Genomic DNA, 19,203 nt, shown 5'->3' with positions numbered 1-19,203 from the left:
CGCGCCTAGTGCCGCATCCAGCTGCTGCTTGCCCAAAGCGCTTCGGCCATCGCATCGAGTTCGGTGAAGTCGAAGCCCTTGCCGAGCGGGTCGTGCCGGTTGAGCCGGTACGGCCGCTCCCCGCCCTCGAGCAACTTTCGCCGGAGCGCATTGCGCAGCAGATCTAGCCGCATCAGAGCTTCGTCGAGTGCGACCTCCGGTGCGCGTCGGCGCAGGTGCGCCCAGCGGCCTTCGATCTGTCCGAACCGTTCCATCACCAGTCCGTTGTAGGCCCTGTGCGGCCCGCGGTGCAGCGGCAGGCCTGCGCTTAACGCTGCATCCTCGGTGGCGGGCAGCAGCAGGCCGTTGCGGCGAAAGTCGTCATACCCCAGCCGCTCGCGCCCGAGCGCTTCGATCAGGCGGGCAAAGCTCGGCTCGCAAAGCAATTGACGCGGCAGCAGGTGGTGGCGCTGCATCTGCGGCGCAAATCCGGGAGCGTCGCGCCGGTTGACCGAACGAAAAGGCAGATGCCGCCGCGCCCACACCGGCACGACAGGCCTAACGCCTGCCACAGCGGCAGCGCTGATTTTGCGACTTGTTCCCACGTCGTCAGAAAGACGCGGTAACCTTAACAATTCGCTGATTTTGTTCCGGAACCAGGCGCAATGTCTCGCCCGCAGGTCCCATCATCGAGGTGCTCTCAGTAATGCGGCCGCTCTCGGCCAGCCAATTCATCAGGCGGATCGCCACCTTGGTCCCTTCTGCCTTGTCACGCGCAAGATCAGGCCCAAGCACCAGCTCCTGCCCGATGAAAATCTCCAGTCCGTCGCTCTTGAGACCGCCTTCCCTTGTAGGAGCAATAGCCGTGAGGCCGAGGCTGGGAAACGGGCCGCCGGCGATCCAGCGCAGAATGACGGAGCGAAAGTAGCCCGGCTCGCTCCAGGCGCCGGCGGCGTGCCAGACGACGGCATGAACCTGAGGCAACTCTGCCAGCATGGCCCCGAGCAGGGCAAGGCTCCGCAAAACCGGCAGCATTGTCCTGCCGCCTGCAAGGTGCGGTCCCGGCGTGATGGTGATGGCTTCGCTGGTTGAGAAGTCTTCGGCTTCGGCAAGGCCTAGCAGATGGTAGCGTTCGGGGTGGACGCGGGCCGGGCCGGGACTTAGACCGGTCACGTCGAAGGTTAGCCCGTTGGCGAGCAGTTCGGCCCAATGCTCTTCTTCATGCGACCTTTCTTCAGAAGCGACGCTCATCGCAAACTTGCCGTTGCTCTTTGCCAAAGCCCTGATTGCAGGCGCGTCGGGTCTCGCGCCGGGGACGAAGACCAGCGAGACGGCAGGTTGATCTGCCCGAGAAGGCGTGTTCCCGGCGCTGGCGATAGCCTCTATCTCCTTCTTTTCCCGCTCGTTTCCTGACCAAGAGCATCGTCATTTCGAACCCGAAACGCAAAGATGCAATTTCGTCAGTCCACCCGATACAACCGAAATGTTCACAAACCTTTCCGGACGTAGCTCGGGTAAATCTGTAGACGGGCGATGGGGCTGCCTTCCGTAATGCGCCCGCTTGGCTTAGCGCAGCTGTCATGCACAATCGCGCTTCTGTCCTCGGTGTCGATCGGTCGCTGTCCGGCAAGCGCTGGCTGTGGCGCGGCGGCAATATGGCTCTGGCCTCGCCTGCCGACGCGCTGAGCAACGACATCGTCACCCAGTTGCTTCTATCACGCGGCGTTGCTCCCGACGACCTCGATAGGCATCGCCAGCCGAGCCTGCGCGCCTTCTTGCCCGATCCGTCGATCTTTCGTGACATGGACCGCGCGGCCGAGCGTCTGGCCGAAGCTGTGATCGCACAGGAACAGGTAACGATTTACGGTGACTACGACGTCGATGGCGCGACAAGCTCGGCGCTGCTGATCCGCTTGCTGCGCCAGCTGGGCCTGGAGGCTGGGCACTATATCCCGGATCGTCTGCTCGAAGGCTATGGCCCGAGTGGCGCGGCGCTGGTCGAGCTTGGCCGCGCAGGGTCCAGCCTGGTCGTGACGGTCGATTGCGGAGCGATGGCATTCGACGCGCTGGCAGAAGCTCACGAGGCCGGGATCGACGTGATCGTGGTCGATCACCACAAGTGCGCGCCCGAGTTGCCCCGCGCTCTTGCTCTGGTGAACCCCAACCGGCTCGACGAGGATGACGAGGCCGCCGCGCACGGGCATTTGGCCGCGGTCGGTGTCGCTTTCGTGCTCGCGGTGGCGCTGGTCCGCCGATTGCGCACGAGTGGCTACTTCAAAGACCGGCCCGAGCCCGATTTGATGGGCCTGCTCGATCTGGTGGCGCTGGGCACCGTGGCGGATGTGGCCGCGATTCGCGGGCTCAACCGTGCGTTCGTCGCGCAGGGGCTCAAGGTGATGGCCAAGCGAGCAAACACCGGCATGGCGGCGCTGATCGACGCCAGCCGGCTAAAGGCCGCCCCGCAGGCCAGCGATTGCGGCTTCGCTCTGGGCCCGCGAATCAATGCCGGCGGGCGTGTGGGCGAATCGACGCTCGGCGTGCGTCTGCTGACCACCGAAGACCCGGAGGAAGCGCGCCAGATCGCGGCCCAGCTCTCCCAGCTCAACGAGGAGCGCCGCGCCATCGAGGCGGCCGTGCAGGAAGAGGCCGAGGCGCAGATCGCGGCACAGCACAACCGCGCGGTGATAACGGTTGCGGGCCGCGGGTGGCATCCCGGCGTGATCGGGATTGTCGCGGGGCGGTTGAAGGAGAAATATGGCCGCCCCGCCCTCGCCGTGGCGATCGATTCGGAAACTGGAGAAGGCAAAGGCTCTGGCCGCTCTATTCAGGGCGTAGATCTTGGTGCGGCAATCATCGCCGCCCGAGCCGAGGGTTTGCTCATTGCCGGTGGTGGTCACGCGATGGCGGCGGGTTTCACCGTGGCCGGGGATAAGCTCGAGCAGTTCGCCGATTGGCTCGACGAACGCCTGGCCACGCCGGTTGCCCGTGCCAGTGCCGAGCAGACCATGCTGCTTGATCTCGCGGTCGCGCCGGGCGGGCTGGTTCCCGATCTTGTCACTTCGCTCGACGCAGCAGGGCCCTATGGCATGGGCTGGCCCGGCCCGCGCGTGGCCGTGGGTCCGGTCAGGCTCGTCAAAGCCGACGTTGTCGGGACCGATCATCTGCGCGTGATCGCGGCCGGGCAGGATGGCGCCTCGTTCAAGGGTATCGCCTTTCGCGCCGCCGAAAGCCCTATGGGGCAGGCTCTGCTGCACGGGGCGAAGGGGCGTTTGTTGCACCTGGCTGGCCGCGCCAAGATCGACGATTGGGGCAGCCGACCGGCAGCCGAACTGCATCTGGAAGATGCGGCCTGGGCCGACTGATGCGAACTCTCTTTTACAACAGTTGCAATGAGGGCTTGACCCGAATCCAAACCCCTCCTAATTGCGCCCCTCGCCTCGCGCATGGCCCCTTCGTCTAGCGGTTAGGACGCGGCCCTTTCACGGCTGAAACACGGGTTCGATTCCCGTAGGGGTCACCAGCGCGAGGCGGCTTTACCACATGGCTCACAAGGCCCCTTCGTCTAGCGGTCAGGACGCGGCCCTCTCACGGCTGAAACACGGGTTCGATTCCCGTAGGGGTCACCAGCCGGACTTATCCCGGCTCCCGCCAACTTCTCCCTAGCCAAGCCGCCCACCTTATGCTGTTGCACCCGGCATGGGAGAACGCCCGCTACCATTTTCTGGAATCGCACTTGCGCTGATAACCGGCGCCGTGCTTGTCGCTGCGGGGATGGATTTCTGGCTCGTCGGCGGGGCCTGTGTGGTGTGGATCGGCTCGTTGTGGCTGCTTGCTCCACCGCCCCCGCCTCCGCGTATGCAGGAACCCGATAGCGTCAAAATGACCCGCTCGGGTATGCGCGACATGATCGAACATTCGGGCCTGCCGGTGCTGATGCTCGACGGCAACCGAATCATCTCGGCCAACGCCGCCGCGCGAGAGGCTATCGGTGCCCATGTGGTCGGACAGGACGCGCGGGTGGCTCTGCGTCATCCGGCAGCGGTCGACCTGCTTGCCCGGCCCAGAGGCGGCTCGGCCACGGTGCAGGGGCTCACCGGGCCAAGATCGAGCTGGCAGATGACGCGCCAGCCGATCGACGAACGCTATTGTCTGATCGAACTGGTCAACCGCACTGCCGAAGCCGATGTCAGCCGCGCGCATACCGATTTCGTCGCCAATGCCAGCCACGAGCTGCGTACGCCGCTCGCCTCGATCATCGGCTATATGGAAACGCTGGAAGACGAAGGCGAACGCGTCGATCCGAAGCAGGCGAGCAAGTTTTACGGCACCGTCCTGCGTGAGGCGCGGCGGTTGCAGGCGCTGGTCGACGATCTGATGAGCCTGAGCCGTGTGGAAGCGGAAAAGCATGATCATCCGCGCGAGAAGATCGATCTGCGCCCGATCATTCTCCAGGCAGCTCGCGACGGGGCCGGCCCCAATCGAATCGAACGTTTGGTCTGCAATATCTCCGAAGGGACGTTTCCCGTGCGCGGCGATTCGCGCCAGCTCGAACAGCTCGTGCGCAATCTCGTGGACAATGCGATGAAATATGGCGGGCAGGATAAACCGGTCACCGTCACGCTAGACCATGGCACGCGCGAGATGGCCGTATTCACCGTGCGCGACGAAGGCGAAGGCATTGCGCCCGAGCATATCCCGCACCTCACCCGCCGCTTCTACCGCACCGATCCAGGGCGCAGCCGCGCGCAAGGCGGCACTGGACTCGGCCTTGCCATCGTGAAGCACATCGTCGAACGGCACCGCGGTCGGCTCGACATAAGCAGCAAGCTCAACAAGGGAACGAGCGTGGAAGTGAAGCTCCCGCTGGTCACGGAAGACTAGGCACGAACGCGGTTCTTGGAAGACAGTCCCCAAGAGTCGCGAAATCAGGGGTTGCTTTGCCAGCCGACCTTGGCTGTAGCCATCGCGTAACCTGGCTGACTTAAGTCGCGCTCGGAAGGAATTGGAATTGCCCATGCACGCCAGACCTGCCCTCATCCTACTTGCAGCGGCCAGCGCCCTGCTTTCCTCGTGCGGCGATGCCGGCGAAGGCCGCACCGGGATTCGCGCGGTGGGATCGTCCACCGTCTATCCCTTTGCCAAGGTGGTGGCCGAAACGTTCGCCCGGTCCTATCCCGAATATTCGTCGCCCGTGATCGAGGCGATTGGCTCTGGCGCGGGCATTGCGCTGTTCTGTAGCGGCGTCGGCCCCGATACGCCCGATTTCGCCAACGCCTCACGCCGGATGAAGAAGAGCGAGTTCGAAACCTGCGCTGCCAACGGCGTCAACGCGATTACCGAGATCCAGGTTGGCTTGGACGGCATCGCCTTTGCCTCGTCGCGTGATGGGATCACGATCGATCTCACGCCAGAGATTGTCTATCGTGCGCTTGCGGCAAACCCTTATGGCGGCGAGCAGACAGCGGAAAACTGGTCCGATATCGATCCCTCGCTGCCCGATCTGCCGATCCTCGTCTATGGTCCGCCCTCCACGTCGGGCACGCGCGATGCGTTGAAAGAACTGGTGCTCACGGTCGGCTGCGAGGCTGGCCCACTGCCCGAAGGTTTGAGCGAAGAAGATGAGGATCGCATCTGCACGGAAGTGCGCGCCGACGGCGCTTTCGTCGAGCAGGGTGAGCAGGACAACCTGATCGTGCAGAAGATCGAGAGCAACCCCAACACCATCGGTGTGTTCGGCTATTCCTATCTCGAAGAAAACCTCGACAAGTTGCAGGGCCTGACGATGAACGGCGTCGAGCCGACTTATGACAACATCGCCAGCTTCACCTATCCCGGCGCGCGGCCGCTTTACGTCTACGTGAAGAACGACCATGTCGGAGCGATTCCTGGTTTGGTCGAATACCTTCAGGTCTGGCGCGAGAGCTGGACGGCTGACGGCCCGCTAGCCAAGGTTGGCCTGGTGGCCAATCCGCCCGAAAAGATGGCGGAGATGGACGCGGCAATCTCCAGCCGCCCCGCCCTTACCACCGCTGATTTCCAGTAACCGGAAGAAGCGCACCCCATGTCGCCCGCCTTGCCGATTCTGCTTGCTCTTGGCCTTGGCCTGGCCGCCTGGCTTTTTGCGCGGGCGCGGGCGCAAACCTTCCGCGCGAACAGCACGGCCAAGCGCCATGCCGCGCTGCCATCGCATTTTGGCTGGTATGCGGCGATATGGGTGGCGGTGCCGATGGCGCTGTTCCTGCTGGCGTGGGAGCCGATCTCGGCGCAGCTCATCATGGCCGACGTGCTGGACAGCCCGGCTGCGCAGGGCCTTCCCGCCTTCGGCCAGCAGCGCATGGCGATCCTTGCCGAAGCTCGCAATCTTGCCAACAATCCGGGCGGACCGAACTTCTACGACGAGGCCCGCGGCCTGGCCGATGTCTATGCCGCGTCGAGCCAGTTCTACACCTTCATCGGCGTGGCAATTGCGCTGTTGATAGCGGGTGCCTCAGCGGTTTACGTCTACCTGCGCCTGAAGCCCGATCTTGCCGCGCGCAACCATGTCGAACGCATGGTGATGGGCGTGCTGCTGGCTTTCTCGCTGGTTGCGATCTTCACCACGCTGGGGATCTTCGCGACGCTTGTGTTCGAAACCTGGCGCTTCTTCGGCATGGTTTCACCGCTGGATTTCCTGTTCGGCCTCCAGTGGAACCCCGACCCCATGAGCGCGGTCGAGACTATCGACCCCAGCCGTTATGGCGCGGTGCCGCTGTTCTGGGGCACGCTGTTCATTGGCGCGATTATCGCGATGATTGTGGCGATCCCCATCGGCATGATGAGCGCGATCTACCTCACCCAGTATGCAAACCCGCGCTTCCGCGCCTGGGCCAAGCCAGCGCTTGAGATTCTCGCAGGCGTGCCGACCGTGGTTTATGGCTACTTCGCCGCGCTCACCATCGGCCCAGCCATTCGCGATGTGGCGATGGCGATCGGAGTGTCGAATCCTTCGAGTGAGAGCGCGCTGTCAGCCGGCCTTGTGATGGGCGTGATGATTATTCCGTTCGTGTCTTCGATGGCTGACGATTCCATCGCCGCTGTGCCTTCTGCCATGCGCGATGGCAGTCTGGCGATGGGAGCTACCAAAAACGAGACCATCCGCCGCGTGCTCGTTCCCGCAGCGCTTCCCGGCATTGTCGCCGGCGTCATGCTGGCGGTCAGCCGCGCCATTGGCGAAACCATGATCGTGGTGATGGCCGCATCGACTGCCGCCAACCTTACCGCAAATCCGCTGGAGGCGATGACCACCGTCACGGTGCAGATCGTCGCCCTGCTAACCGGTGAAGGCAGTTTCGATCATCCGACCACTCTGGCGGCATTCGCGCTTGGTTTCGTGCTGTTTCTGGTCACACTGGCGCTCAACTTCATAGCTCTGCGCGTGGTGAAGAGGTTCCGTGAAGCCTATGAATAACAGCACCGAACCCCTCGGCCCTACCCGCACCCCAGCCTTTGCCGCGCGGTTGCAGAAGCGTTACGCTGCAGAGCGTCGCTTCAAGTACCTTGGCATGGCCGCGGTGGGCTTTTCCATTGCCATGCTGTTGTTCCTGCTGGTGACGATGACGCTTAACGGTCTTGGCGGCTTTCAGCGCGCCGAACTGCGGGTGGACATCGATCTCTCCAGCGCGGCGCTCTCGCTTGATCCAACTGCCGATAGCGACGCGGTGCAGATCCGCGCGCTCGAAAGCCAGGGCTTGCCCGAGGTGGTTTCCTTCTCGGCCGAGCAGAGCCTTGGCGAGGACGCCGCCGAGGAACTGAACACCGATGCCTGGCGCTCTGTTGCCGAACGCATCATCGATGATCCCGGCATCCTCAATCGGTCGACCCAGGTGTGGCTGCCGGCCAGCAACTCGCTTGCCTCAGCTTACGCGGGCGACGGACAGGTTCAGCTGCAACCGCTGGCGCAACAACTCGCCGCCGAGGGCAAGCTGGCGGAACGCTTCGATGTCGGCTTTCTGGCCCGCTCTGACGCGACCGATCCGCAGCTTGCCGGTATCTGGGCTGCGCTCAAAGGCTCGATCCTGACAATGATCGTCACGCTCGCCCTCGCCTTCCCCATCGGGGTGCTGGCGGCGCTTTACCTTGAAGAATATGCGCCCAAAAATCGCTGGACCGACATTATCGAAGTCTCGATCAACAATCTGGCCGCCGTGCCTTCGATCATTTTCGGTTTGCTTGGCCTTGCAGTCTTCCTCGCGATTTTTCCTGGCTTTCGCTCCGCCCCGCTGATCGGCGGCCTGACGCTGGCGCTGATGACGATGCCGGTGATCGTCATTTCTGGCCGCAATGCGATCAAGGCCGTACCCCCTTCGATCCGCGCCGGGGCTCTGGCAATTGGTGCCTCTCCGATTCAGGTGGTGTTCCACCATGTGCTGCCACTGGCGCTGCCCGGCATCCTGACCGGCACCATCATCGGCATGGCTCGCGCCTTGGGCGAAACTGCGCCCTTGCTGCTAATCGGTATGCGCGCTTTCGTTGCCACCCCGCCCGACGGGTTCACTGACAACGCCACCGTTCTGCCGATGCAGATCTTCCTGTGGTCGGACGAAATCGACCGCGGGTTTGTGGAAAGGACCAGCGCGGCTATTATCGTCCTGCTCGTGTTCCTCCTGCTGATGAATGGCCTCGCCATTTACCTGCGCAACCGCTTCGAGAAGAAATGGTGATGACCGAATATACGGAAGCCCCGAAAATCCGCGCGGCCATGCCCTCAATCGACGCCGAGCGCGCCGATCACGGCCCGGCCAAGATGACCGCGCGCGACGTGTCGGTCTACTATGGTGACAAGCAGGCGATCGATTCGGTGTCGATCGACGTGTTCAGCGAATATGTGACCGCCTTCATCGGCCCTTCGGGCTGCGGCAAGTCGACCTTCCTGCGCTCGCTAAACCGCATGAACGATACCATCGCCTCCGCGCGCGTCACCGGACAGATCGCGCTCGATGGCGAGGACATCTACGACAGCGGGATGGACGTGGTGCAGCTGCGGGCACGCGTGGGCATGGTGTTCCAGAAGCCCAACCCCTTCCCCAAGTCGATTTACGAGAACATCGCCTATGGCCCGCGCATCCATGGGCTCGCGGATAACAAAGCCGATCTCGATGTGATCGTGGAAAAGAGCCTCCAGCGCGCAGGCCTGTGGAACGAAGTCAAAGACCGGCTGACCGATACCGGCACAGCGCTTTCGGGTGGCCAGCAGCAGCGCCTGTGCATCGCGCGCGCCATCGCGGTGGAGCCAGAGGTTATCCTCATGGACGAGCCATGCAGCGCGCTTGACCCGATCGCTACCGCCAAAATCGAGGAACTTATCGATGATCTGCGCGGCAACTATGCTATCGTAATCGTTACCCATTCGATGCAGCAAGCTGCGCGCGTATCGCAGCGAACTGCCTTTTTTCACCTCGGCCATCTGGTCGAATACGGTCTGACGTCCGACGTCTTCACCAACCCGGCGGAAGAGCGGACCAAGGACTACATCACGGGACGCTACGGCTGATGAGCGAACATACCGTCAAGGCCTTCGACGAGGACATTACCCGTCTGCGCGGGCTGATCGCCGAAATGGGCGGTCTGGCCGAACTGGCAATCCATCAGGCGATGGAGGCCATGCTCAATGGCGACGAGGTTCTCGCCGCCGAGGTGGTGGAGCGGGACAAGAAGCTCGACACGCTTGAGGCAGAGGTCGATGCGATGGCCGTGCGGATGCTCGCCCTGCGCGCGCCGATGGCTGACGACCTGCGCGAGATCATCGCCGCTCTGAAGATCGGCGGCGTGATCGAGCGCATCGGTGACTATGCGAAGAACATCGCCAAGCGCACCGGCCGCATCGAAGGTCGTGCCCGGTTCGAGCCGCTGACGCTGCTGCCTGCGATGGCTGAGGTTGCCATCGAGATGGTGCATGACGTGCTCACCGCCTATGCTGCGCGTGACCCAATCGTGGCGCGCGACGTGATTGAGGCCGACGCCAAGGTCGATGCTTTCTACGACAGCATCTTCCGCAATTACGTCAGCTATATGGTCGAGAATCCTGCCACCATTTCGAGCGCGGCGCAGCTGCTATTCGTGGCCCGCAATATCGAGCGGATCGGCGACCATGCGACCAATGTGGCCGAAATGGTGCACTTTGCCGCCGTCGGCACTTATCCGCAGGATATCGAGCGCTAAGCGGCAATCTCACGTCAGCGTTGTGTCTTATTGTCACAAATCTGTCGGAAAAATGCCATAACTGCGTGACAGCGGCCCGCGCTTGTGCGGCCGTCCATGAGGTTTCGCATTATGTCCGCTCCCAAACTGCTGCTGGTCGAAGACGATACGGCGCTCGCCGAACTGCTCGAATACCGCTTCGCCAGCGAGGGATACGAGGTGCGTACCAGCGCTGACGGTGACGAGGCGCTGGTCATGGCATCCGAGGATACGCCCGATCTGGTTCTGCTCGACTGGATGATCGAGGGCACCAGCGGCATCGAGGTCTGCCGCCGCCTGCGCCGCGACAAAGCGACCGCGCACGTTCCTATCATTATGCTCACCGCGCGCGAGGCCGAGGATGATCGTGTGCGCGGGCTTGAAACGGGTGCTGACGATTATGTGACCAAGCCGTTCTCGCCGCGCGAATTGTTGGCGCGCGTTTCTGCCGTGCTGCGCCGTGTGCGTCCGGCACTGGCGGGCGAGACCATCGAGACGGGCGACATCAAGCTCGACCCAGTAGCGCACCGAGTGGAGCGGCGCGGGCGCGCCTTGCAGATCGGCCCCACCGAATATCGCTTGCTCAAGTTCTTCATGGAGCACCCGCGCCGCGTGTTCTCGCGCAGCCAGTTGCTGGATGCGGTCTGGGGCACGGGCAGCGAGATCGAGGAGCGCACCGTCGACGTGCATATCCGCCGTCTGCGCAAGGCGATCGCGCTCGACAATGCGCGCGATCCGATCCGCACCGTGCGCTCGGCCGGTTACGCGCTCGAGCCGGTCTGAGGCTAGCGGCAGGCGCCCATCATGGGCGGGCGACCCTGATCGAGATGGAAATGATCGGCGTGGGCGGCGTTGTAATCGGGCGATAGCACGGTGCCGAAGCTTTCGCAGGCAGCTGTGCGTGCAGCGCGTAGGAACTCTCCGCGCTCGCCCTCTTCCTCCCAGTCGCCCAGTAAACTGATGCGGCGTCCATCTTCGAGCACGAAAGCCGCCACGTCGATCGCGTTGCCGGTGGCGTGTTCGCTCCAGTTGCCGGTTGTTGCGCCATACATACGGCGGCACGAATAGGTGCCGAGCTGCTCAATCCGCGCGATGGACGAGCCGAGGATGTCTGTGGCGAGCGGCTCCAGGTCCTGTGTCCACAGGGTGATGCCGATGGCGACCGGACAAGTCATCTGCGGGCTGCCAGGGGTTAGCGCCGCGTCGGACAGGGTCATCCGGTCTTCGCGTCGGCACTCGCCCTCTCCTGACGGATCGAGCGCGGTAAAGGTTACCTCGCTGCGGGTAAGCACGGCGCGGCACTCGTCCATATCCTCGCGCGCCAGTTCGAGCTTGGCTGCGGTGGCCCAGCCACGTGGCTCGCGCAGATCGAGCGGAGCCCACGGGTTATGCTGCGGGTTCTCCTGCAACCATATCCATCCCGCATAGAGAAAGGCTGTCAGCGCGAGCAGGCTGGCCCAAGTTCCCGGCGCTGGTAGTCTGCGTGGTGAACTGCGTCGCTTTGGTCTGGCCATATCAATGAAAGTCGCGGGACTTGGGAATGATCCGAAGATCGCGCGGATGGCCGCGCAAGTCGGGGCCGTGAAAGCCGCAATCGCGGTTGCCCGGTGGGGGATCTTGCCATGGCTCGACCGGATCGTCGGCCCCTTCGCGCAGATTGTCGCGCGGGTTGACCTTGCCGCTGGGCAGCGGGGCCTTGATATGATCGGCGCGCGCAAGTGGAGCGGACAGCAGATCCTCGGAGAGGAGATGCAAATCCTGCGTCGTGTCGGTGATATGCTGGGCGATGATGTGGACCACCTCGTCGTCATACTCGACCCGGCCGCGCACTTCCATCAGCCGCGCGCCCATAACCACGCGGCGAAGGCGCTCCATCAGGTCGGGCCAGACCACCACATTGGCGACGCCGGTCTCATCTTCGATGGTGATGAAGCAGACACCCTTAGCCGAGCCGGGCCGCTGGCGGATCAGCACAACGCCCGCCACCTGCACCATCGTGCGGTTCTTGCGTGCGCGCAGGTCCGCGGCGCGGACGAACCCGCGCTCGCCCAGCGAAGCGCGCAGGAAGCTCATCGGGTGTGCCTTCAGGCTGAGCCGGGTGGTCTGGTAGTCAGTGACGACTTCCTCGCTGAGCGGCATTTTGGGCAACACCGCCCGGCCCCGTTCGGCACCTTCCTCGCGGGTTTCGGCATGGGTGAACAGCGGCAGGTCTGGCGCGGAGACGAGGCTGCGTGCATCCCACAGCGCCTGCCTACGGCTGAGGCTGAGCGAGACAAAACAGTCGGCACTGGCGAGCTTTTCGATATGCGCAGGGATCAACCGCGCGCGTTCGCGCAGGTCGTTCACATCGGCAAAGGCCCCGCCTGCCTGCCGCGCGGCGACCAGCATGGCGGCGGCGTGTTCGGGCAGGCCGTCGAGCTGGCGGAAGCCGAGGCGCAGAGCGATGTGCCGGTCTTGCCTGCCGGATGGGGATTTTTCGTTCTGTGAGCGCTCGTCCAACACCTCCAGAGTACAATCCCATCCCGATCTGTTCACATCGACCGGCAGCACCACCACGCCATGCTCGCGCGCATCGCGAACGATCTGCGCCGGTGCGTAAAACCCCATAGGCTGCGAATTGAGCAAGGCGCAGGCAAAGGCGCCGGGGAAGTGGCACTTCAGCCAGCTCGAAACATAAACCAGATGCGCAAAGCTCGCCGCGTGGCTTTCGGGAAAGCCATATTCGCCAAAGCCCTTGATCTGGTTGAAGCACCGCTCCGCAAACTCCGGGTTATAGCCCCGTTTTATCATGCGCCCGACCATCATATCCTGCAATTCGTCGACCATGCCCCGGCTGCGGAAGGTGGCCATGGCCTTGCGCAGCCGGTTCGCTTCGAGAGCGCTGAACTTGGCCGCATCGAGCGCGATCTTCATCGCCTGCTCCTGAAAGATCGGCACGCCCAAGGTCCGCTTGAGAATGCTCGACAGTTCATCGGGCGGGCCATGTTCAGGGCTCGGCGCGGGTATCTCCACCGCCTCCGCTCCGCGCCGCCGGCGCAGGTAGGGATGCACCATGTCGCCCTGGATCGGGCCGGGGCGCACGATCGCGACCTGGATCACAAGGTCATAAAACTCGCGCGGGCGCAGCCGGGGTAGCATGTTCATCTGCGCCCGGCTCTCGACCTGAAACACCCCCAGCGAATCGCCCTTGCGCAGCATCGCGTAGGTCTCCTCGTCCTCGCGCGGCACCGTCGCCAGCGTGAGCGCGCGGTCATGGTGATCCTCCAGCAGGTCGAGACATTTGCGGATGCAGGTGAGCATCCCCAGCGCCAGCACATCGACCTTGAGGATGCCGAGCGCGTCGATATCGTCCTTGTCCCATTCGATGAGCGAACGCTCGGGCATGGCGCCATTGCCGATCGGCACCGTCTCGGTGAGCGGGCTAGCGGTGAGGATGAAGCCGCCAACATGCTGGCTGAGATGGCGTGGCATCCCGATCATTTGCTCGGTCAGCGCCAGCACGCGCCTGAGGTGCGGGTCGGATAGATCCATGCCGATTTCCTCGGCGTGGCGGTGGCTCACCTCGCGGCCCATGCTGCCCCAGACCGTGCGCGCCAGCGCCGAGGTGACATCTTCGCTGAGGCCCATCACCTTGCCCACTTCGCGGATCGCCATGCGCGGGCGGTAGTGGATCACCGTCGCGCACAGCCCCGCGCGGTGGCGGCCATATTTGCGGTAGATATACTGGATCACCTCTTCGCGCCGCTCGTGCTCGAAATCGACGTCGATATCGGGCGGCTCCTTACGCTCTTCGGAGATGAAGCGGTCGAACAGCAGAGCGTGTTTCGCCGGGTCCACGCTGGTGATGCCGAGCACGTAGCAAACCGCTGAATTGGCCGCACTGCCCCGCCCCTGGCACAGGATCGGCGGCTCCTGCCTACGGGCGAAATCGACGATGTCCTTGATGGTGAGGAAATAGCGCGCGAGGCCCAGCTTGCCGATCAGCGCCAGCTCGCGCTCCAGCGTCTCGCGCACCGACGAGGGGACGCCTTGCGGAAATTCCTCAGGTGGATAGCGCCGCTTGGCACCTATCCATGTCTCGGCTTCGAGGTGTTCCTGCGGGGTGCGGCCTTTGGGGTGGATCTCCTCAGGGTAGTCATATGCCAACTGCTCCAGATCGAAGGTGCAGGCATCGGCAATTTGCCGCGTTGCTGCGATGGCGTGAGGCCAGCGGGCGAACAGGCGCTCCATCTCTGCGGGCGATTTCAGGTGCCGCTCGGCATTGGCGTGGAGCAGGTGGCCTGCCTTGGCGATAGTGGTCTTGTGGCGGATCGCGCTCATCACGTCTTGCAGCGGGCGGCGCTCGGGGGCGTGATGGTGAACGTCGTTGGTGGCAAGGATCGTCAGCGCGTTGGCATGGGCGAGCATGTCGAGCCGCTCGATCCTTGCGATGTCATCGCCGGCATAGAGGAAGCTGGCGGCAAGGTGCTTCATGGTGGGGAGCTGCTCGACAAGGTGCGGGAGCAGGTCCACGTATGCGGCGGTGAGCTGGCGGGTTTTTGCTGCGCTCACAGAGTCCGCAAAGATAGGATCGCGCGCCAAATCCCTCTGCGGCCTCTGTGAGCGGCCCGGAAAGGCCACCACATTATCCTCCACCGCAATGGTGAACTCCGCCATCAGATCGCGCGGTGGCAGGGCAATCAGGTGAACTCCCTCAGCATGAGCTGCCAGCATCGCCAGCGAAATCGCGCAGGCCCCTTTTTCCTGCCACTCGCCGTCCAGCGTCTGCATCCGGCCTGCCGAGATCAGGCGGCACAGGTGCCCATAGGCGGCGCGGTCTCGCGGATAGGCAAGGAAGGCCAGCCCCTCGACCGTCTCGATCCGGCAGCCGATCACCGGGCGCAGCTTCAGCGCCTTGGCCTCGGTATGCACGCGCACCACGCCCGCCATCGAATTGGCATCGGCAATGCCCAGCGCATCGTAGCCCAACGCCCGCGCGGTGAGCGCAAGGTCGACCGCATCGGAAGCCCCGCGTAGAAAGGAGAAGCAGCTCATCACCCCCAGCTCGACGAAGCTGGCACGCGGGGGTTGCCCGATCAGCTCGGGGTCGACCTCTACATGACGCTTGCCAGGTGTGAGCGGAGCGTCAGGCACAGGGGCCTTCCCTTCGACAGGCACCCTTTTCGATGATCGTAGCTGGCCACATATGTTCTACATATGTTCTTTAAATCGGGCCGCCAACAACATTCGTCTGCCATGGAACCTTTCCATCCGGCCTGAGCACAGCTAAACCGCATGGGCGACCGGGCCCCTCTGGCGAGCATTTGCTCGTGATGTCGGACGCTTCAACAGGGGCCGTTTCGCAATGCGGCCCTCAGTAACAGGGACCATTGATGGATATCCTCGCCCTTCTTTCCGATCCCGGCGCATGGCTCGCGCTGCTTACGCTGATTGCGCTCGAAGTCGTGCTCGGGATCGACAACCTCATCTTCATCGCCATCCTCTCGAACAAGCTGCCCGTGCACCAGCAACAGCGGGCGCGCCGCATCGGCCTTGCGCTGGCATTGGTGATGCGGATCGGCCTGCTGATGCTGATTGGCTGGCTCGTCACCTTGCAGGCGCCGCTGTTCGATCTCGGCATTCGCGGTGCACCCGGCCCCTATGGCGAGCCGACCTTCGATACCGCCTTCTCTGGCCGTGACCTGATCCTTCTGGCAGGCGGGCTTTTCCTGCTGTGGAAGGCCACCAAGGAAATCCATCATTCGATGGAGCCGGAAGACAATTCGGGCGAACTGCTGGACAAGACCCCCGGCGCTGCCGCCGCGGCGACCGCTACTTTCGGAGCGGTGATCCTGCAGATCGTGGCGATCGACATGGTGTTCTCGGTCGATTCGATCCTCACCGCCGTTGGTATGACCGACGAGATCCCGATCATGGTCACGGCCGTGGTGATCACCGTGGGTGTCATGATGGTGGCGGCCGATCCGCTGGCGAAGTTCATCGAGAAAAACCCGACGCTGGTGATGCTGGCTCTGGCCTTCCTGGTAATGATCGGCCTCGTGCTGATCGCCGACGGTTTCGGCGTTCACGTGCCGAAGGGCTATATCTATGCGGCGATGGGCTTCTCTGTCGGTGTGGAGTTGCTCAATATGGTGCAGCGCAACCGGCGGGCAAAGAAGGCTACCTCGGGGTAAATCAGATAGGTCTGCGGCAAGGCGGATTTCGATCTGCCTTGCCGCAGTTCTTGGTATTATGTTGCTGCCGGGGTGGGCGCTGCCGGCATCTCGGATAGTGCGACTTCGGGCAAAGCCATCAGGTCGTCGGCTGTCATCGAGGTAACAAGGTCGATATCGTCGCCTTGGCGTTGCACGGTCAGGCCCTCAATCGGCACTTCGACATAGCGATCGGGATTGCTATCCTCGATTTCCACCAGCAGACGATTGACCGAGCCTTCTGTATCGCGCCGGATCGCTGCAACGTCGGCCAGTTCGCGTCCGTCGGTGCTCCGCAGTTCGCCATCGAGCAGTTCCCATTCGGTCAGGCCGAGCGCTACGATGGTGTTGCCCGATTGGGCAGCGCTGGTTTCGGCGGCCATTTCCACCTGATCTTCTGCCCGCTCCTGCGCAGTATCTTCGTCGGCGCAGGCGGCCAGCAATGCGACCGGCATGAAGATTAAAGATTTAATTACATAGCTTTGCATGACAGTTCTTTCTCTAAGGGGGTGCGTCACATAAGTGTCATATTTATCCGCACAAGCCTTGGAGAAACCACACGGGCATTCCGCCGCGCCCATCGTCAGGAAGACCGCTGCGGTAAATCCAGTAACGCCGCCCCAAGCCATCTTCGACGCGGTAATAGTCGCGCAGGCGCGCATTGCCGCGCTCGCGCCACCATTCGGGGGCGATCCGCTCCGGCCCCTCGACCCGCGCCACTTCATGCACCTCGCCGCGCCAGCGAAACCGGCGCGGATAGCCATCTGGGCTGGCGTAGAGCACCGAAATCGCCTCCGCCTTGTCGAGCAGTTTTGTCGGGCGGGCGTGGAAGCGCAGCTCTTCCTGATGGAGCGGCTCGGGCTCCAGCGGGGCCTGCCAACGCAGGCTGCGTTCGGGAATGTGGCTGGCGTGCAGTACTGGACGACGCACCGCCCCTGCCCCAAGCCGCACGCTGAGCCGGTCGATACAGGCTGCAAGCGAGGTGCCATGCTCCTCGGCGGCGGCTTCGAGATCGGCCTGACCCAACGGCAGCGGCTGCGCCCAGCTGGCGGTGAGGCGCACCATCTCGATCCCGAACCCGGCGTCGATATCGTCGAGCTTTGCCGCGAACAGACGGCAGATATGTGTGGCTTCGCGAGTGGCCGCAGCCAGTTCGAGGCGGCGCGTGAGCACCTCGCCATCGACGCGCCACATAGCCAGATCGAGCCGCCGTGCTCCCTCCCCCCGCCCTTCGAGCAGCCGCTCCATATCCGCCGCCAGATCGATCATTACCGTGTCGAGCGGATCGCGGTGGCGGATTGGTTCCATCAGGCGGCGCTGCACCAGCGGCACCTCGGGCATGGTCACGGGCAGCAGTGGCTCGGGCACGTGGCCGATAAGCTGGTCGAGACGGATCAGCGGGTTGGCGCTGGCGGCATGGCGGGTGCGAAAGCGGCGGCGCAGCGCATCACGTCCGCTGGCCCGGTCGCCTGCGCCGCTCTCAACCCGCACCAGATCGCCGATCCGCTTCAGCCCGAGCCTTCGCAGCACCAGCAGCACATCGGGATCGAGCCTGAGTGCGGCAACGGGTAGATCGGCAAGGCGCGCCAGCGGGTCGTCTTCCGGCGCAAGGATCGCGCGCTCCGGCCCATGGTGCGCCAGCGCCCAAGCCGCCCCTGCCGTGGGCGCGATGGCCACCCGCACGGCCAGCCCGCGCCCGGCACAGCAAGCCACCACGTCGGCCAGCAAGCGTGCCTCGCCGCCGAACAAGTGCGCCACCGCTGACACATCGACCAGCACACCCTCTGGCGCGTCGAGCGCGCTCCACGGTCCCCAGCGCTGCGCCCACACGGCGAACCGCTCAAGAAAGGCGAGGTCGCCCGCCGGGTCTGCCGGGCGCAAATCGAGCCTTGGGCACAGGGTGCGCGCATCGGCCAGCATCATGCCCGGCGCGGCTCCTTCGGCCAGCGCGGCCGGGTTCGCCGCTTCGATGCGGGGGCCATGGGCCGTGTCCATAGTCAGAACCAGCGGCGCAGCGTCGGGCCCCTCTCCGGGCGCGCAGCCTTCAGCCTGTCGCCAGCGATCGAGCGCCAGCGTCTGGCACCAGATCGCCATGATCCGGCGCGGCGATCCGTTCGGCGCCAAGGGCGTGTCCATCATCGCGCAAGGTCCATTCTCCCGGAGCGTGCCCGCGGGCACGGAACAGCTCGGCATGCCAGCTCGGATGGCCGGGGGCACCGCGATCCCACAGTGGCGGAACCGATGGCGCCGAGCACACCTGCCAGCGCATCCGTGCCGAGCCGAGATCGGGCCGCGCGTCGTGCCTGAGCACGAACAGCGGCACGTCATGCCGCTCCGCCGCCAGCGTGAGCCGGCGCGAGGCGGTGAAGCTCATCTCCTTGGGGTTGCCGCCAATCTCGCCGATCACGCAGGCCAGATCGCGACAGCGCAGACCCTCCTCCAAGGCAAACAGCGCATCTTTGGCACTATCTGCCGCAACGTGAATGACGCGGTGGCGCAAGCCTTGCGGCAGGCCGGGAGGATAGGGCCGCCCGCTCAGCCGGATGGCCGCCTTGTCCTGTACCCACAGCAGCGCCCGCTCCTCCACCCGGCCACGCTCGCGCTGACGCAGGGCCGCGCCTGCCAGCGCCAGCAGCGCGCCCATGCCACCGCCATCGCTGGAGGCGGCAAAGATTTCGCTATGCAGTGCCGGGGCAACACCGGGATGCCAATGCGGGTTGCGCGCGCCTGCATGAACCAGTTCCACCGCCCTTGGCAGCGAGGCAAGCTCCATGATTCGACTCCTTTGTTCTTATTATGTTCTTATTTCTGAGCCATG

The 19,203-nt window shown here is 64.0% G+C and carries 16 protein-coding genes and 2 tRNA genes; 11 read left to right on the top strand and 7 right to left on the bottom strand.

Features of this window, described 5'->3' with window-relative positions; genetic code table 11:
* Positions 1-5 precede the first annotated feature (5 nt).
* Positions 6-524: an AHH domain-containing protein gene (locus E0473_RS01890; protein ID WP_277751510.1), complete on the bottom strand. Its 519-nt coding sequence runs from the start codon at positions 522-524 to the stop codon at positions 6-8.
* 64 nt (positions 525-588) lie between these two features.
* Positions 589-1,230, bottom strand: a complete 642-nt coding sequence (locus E0473_RS01885; RefSeq protein ID WP_137679159.1) for a hypothetical protein — start codon at positions 1,228-1,230, stop codon at positions 589-591.
* Positions 1,231-1,559: 329 nt separating this feature from the next.
* On the opposite strand from E0473_RS01885, the gene recJ reads away from it, so the two are divergent.
* The 10 genes from recJ to phoB all read left to right on the top strand — a co-directional run bounded on the left by recJ (position 1,560) and on the right by phoB (position 10,977).
* A complete protein-coding gene (gene recJ, locus E0473_RS01880) occupies positions 1,560-3,341 on the top strand; it encodes a single-stranded-DNA-specific exonuclease RecJ (protein WP_137679158.1) in 1,782 nt (593 codons plus the stop codon).
* Positions 3,342-3,424: 83 nt separating this feature from the next.
* Positions 3,425-3,499: transfer RNA gene (locus tag E0473_RS01875), tRNA-Glu, on the top strand.
* A gap of 31 nt (positions 3,500-3,530) precedes the next feature.
* A tRNA-Glu gene (locus tag E0473_RS01870) sits at positions 3,531-3,605 on the top strand.
* 70 nt (positions 3,606-3,675) lie between these two features.
* Positions 3,676-4,860, top strand: a complete 1,185-nt coding sequence (locus tag E0473_RS01865) for a sensor histidine kinase (RefSeq protein ID WP_137679157.1) — start codon at positions 3,676-3,678, stop codon at positions 4,858-4,860.
* A 133-nt stretch (positions 4,861-4,993) separates the two neighbouring features.
* On the top strand, positions 4,994-6,022 hold the full coding sequence (locus E0473_RS01860) for a substrate-binding domain-containing protein (protein ID WP_137679156.1): 1,029 nt from the start codon (positions 4,994-4,996) through the stop codon (positions 6,020-6,022).
* An 18-nt stretch (positions 6,023-6,040) separates the two neighbouring features.
* Positions 6,041-7,426 carry a phosphate ABC transporter permease subunit PstC gene (gene pstC / locus E0473_RS01855; protein ID WP_137679155.1) on the top strand — a complete coding sequence of 462 codons (1,386 nt, stop codon included), beginning with the start codon at positions 6,041-6,043 and terminating at the stop codon, positions 7,424-7,426.
* Positions 7,419-8,678 carry a phosphate ABC transporter permease PstA gene (gene pstA / locus E0473_RS01850; RefSeq protein ID WP_137679154.1) on the top strand — a complete coding sequence of 420 codons (1,260 nt, stop codon included), beginning with the start codon at positions 7,419-7,421 and terminating at the stop codon, positions 8,676-8,678. The genes pstC and pstA overlap by 8 nt, the downstream gene beginning before the upstream one ends.
* A 38-nt stretch (positions 8,679-8,716) precedes the next feature.
* Positions 8,717-9,508: a phosphate ABC transporter ATP-binding protein PstB gene (gene pstB / locus E0473_RS01845; protein WP_170308120.1), complete on the top strand. Its 792-nt coding sequence runs from the start codon at positions 8,717-8,719 to the stop codon at positions 9,506-9,508.
* Entirely contained in the window at positions 9,508-10,176 is a 669-nt protein-coding gene (gene phoU / locus E0473_RS01840; RefSeq protein WP_170308108.1) for a phosphate signaling complex protein PhoU, read from the top strand. The genes pstB and phoU overlap by 1 nt, the downstream gene beginning before the upstream one ends.
* Before the next feature lie 111 nt (positions 10,177-10,287).
* On the top strand, positions 10,288-10,977 hold the full coding sequence (gene phoB, locus E0473_RS01835) for a phosphate regulon transcriptional regulator PhoB (protein ID WP_137679151.1): 690 nt from the start codon (positions 10,288-10,290) through the stop codon (positions 10,975-10,977).
* A gap of 2 nt (positions 10,978-10,979) precedes the next feature.
* On the opposite strand, the gene E0473_RS01830 is transcribed toward phoB, so the two are convergent.
* Entirely contained in the window at positions 10,980-11,708 is a 729-nt protein-coding gene (locus tag E0473_RS01830; RefSeq protein WP_137679150.1) for an extensin-like domain-containing protein, read from the bottom strand.
* 1 nt (position 11,709) lies between these two features.
* A complete protein-coding gene (locus tag E0473_RS01825) occupies positions 11,710-15,327 on the bottom strand; it encodes an error-prone DNA polymerase (protein WP_137679149.1) in 3,618 nt (1,205 codons plus the stop codon).
* 239 nt (positions 15,328-15,566) lie between these two features.
* Here E0473_RS01825 and E0473_RS01820 point away from each other — a divergent pair, with 239 nt between their 5' ends.
* Positions 15,567-16,367, top strand: coding sequence for a TerC family protein (locus E0473_RS01820; protein WP_137679148.1), 801 nt, complete (start codon positions 15,567-15,569; stop codon positions 16,365-16,367).
* A 56-nt stretch (positions 16,368-16,423) separates the two neighbouring features.
* On the opposite strand, the gene E0473_RS01815 is transcribed toward E0473_RS01820, so the two are convergent.
* The 3 genes from E0473_RS01815 to E0473_RS01805 all read right to left on the bottom strand — a co-directional run bounded on the left by E0473_RS01815 (position 16,424) and on the right by E0473_RS01805 (position 19,158).
* Positions 16,424-16,840, bottom strand: a complete 417-nt coding sequence (locus tag E0473_RS01815; RefSeq protein WP_206663411.1) for a PRC-barrel domain containing protein — start codon at positions 16,838-16,840, stop codon at positions 16,424-16,426.
* 76 nt (positions 16,841-16,916) lie between these two features.
* Entirely contained in the window at positions 16,917-18,524 is a 1,608-nt protein-coding gene (locus tag E0473_RS01810; RefSeq protein WP_137679146.1) for a DUF6504 family protein, read from the bottom strand.
* Entirely contained in the window at positions 18,430-19,158 is a 729-nt protein-coding gene (locus tag E0473_RS01805) for an ImuA family protein (protein WP_137679145.1), read from the bottom strand. Before E0473_RS01805 ends, E0473_RS01810 begins: the two co-directional genes overlap by 95 nt.
* Between the last annotated feature and the right edge of the window lie 45 nt (positions 19,159-19,203).

Origin of the sequence: Aurantiacibacter suaedae (assembly GCF_005434915.1) — a bacterium.
Classification (GTDB): Bacteria; Pseudomonadota; Alphaproteobacteria; order Sphingomonadales; family Sphingomonadaceae; genus Alteraurantiacibacter; species Alteraurantiacibacter suaedae.
Note: the sequence above shows the minus strand (reverse complement) of the source record. Positions and strands in the feature narration are given on the sequence as shown.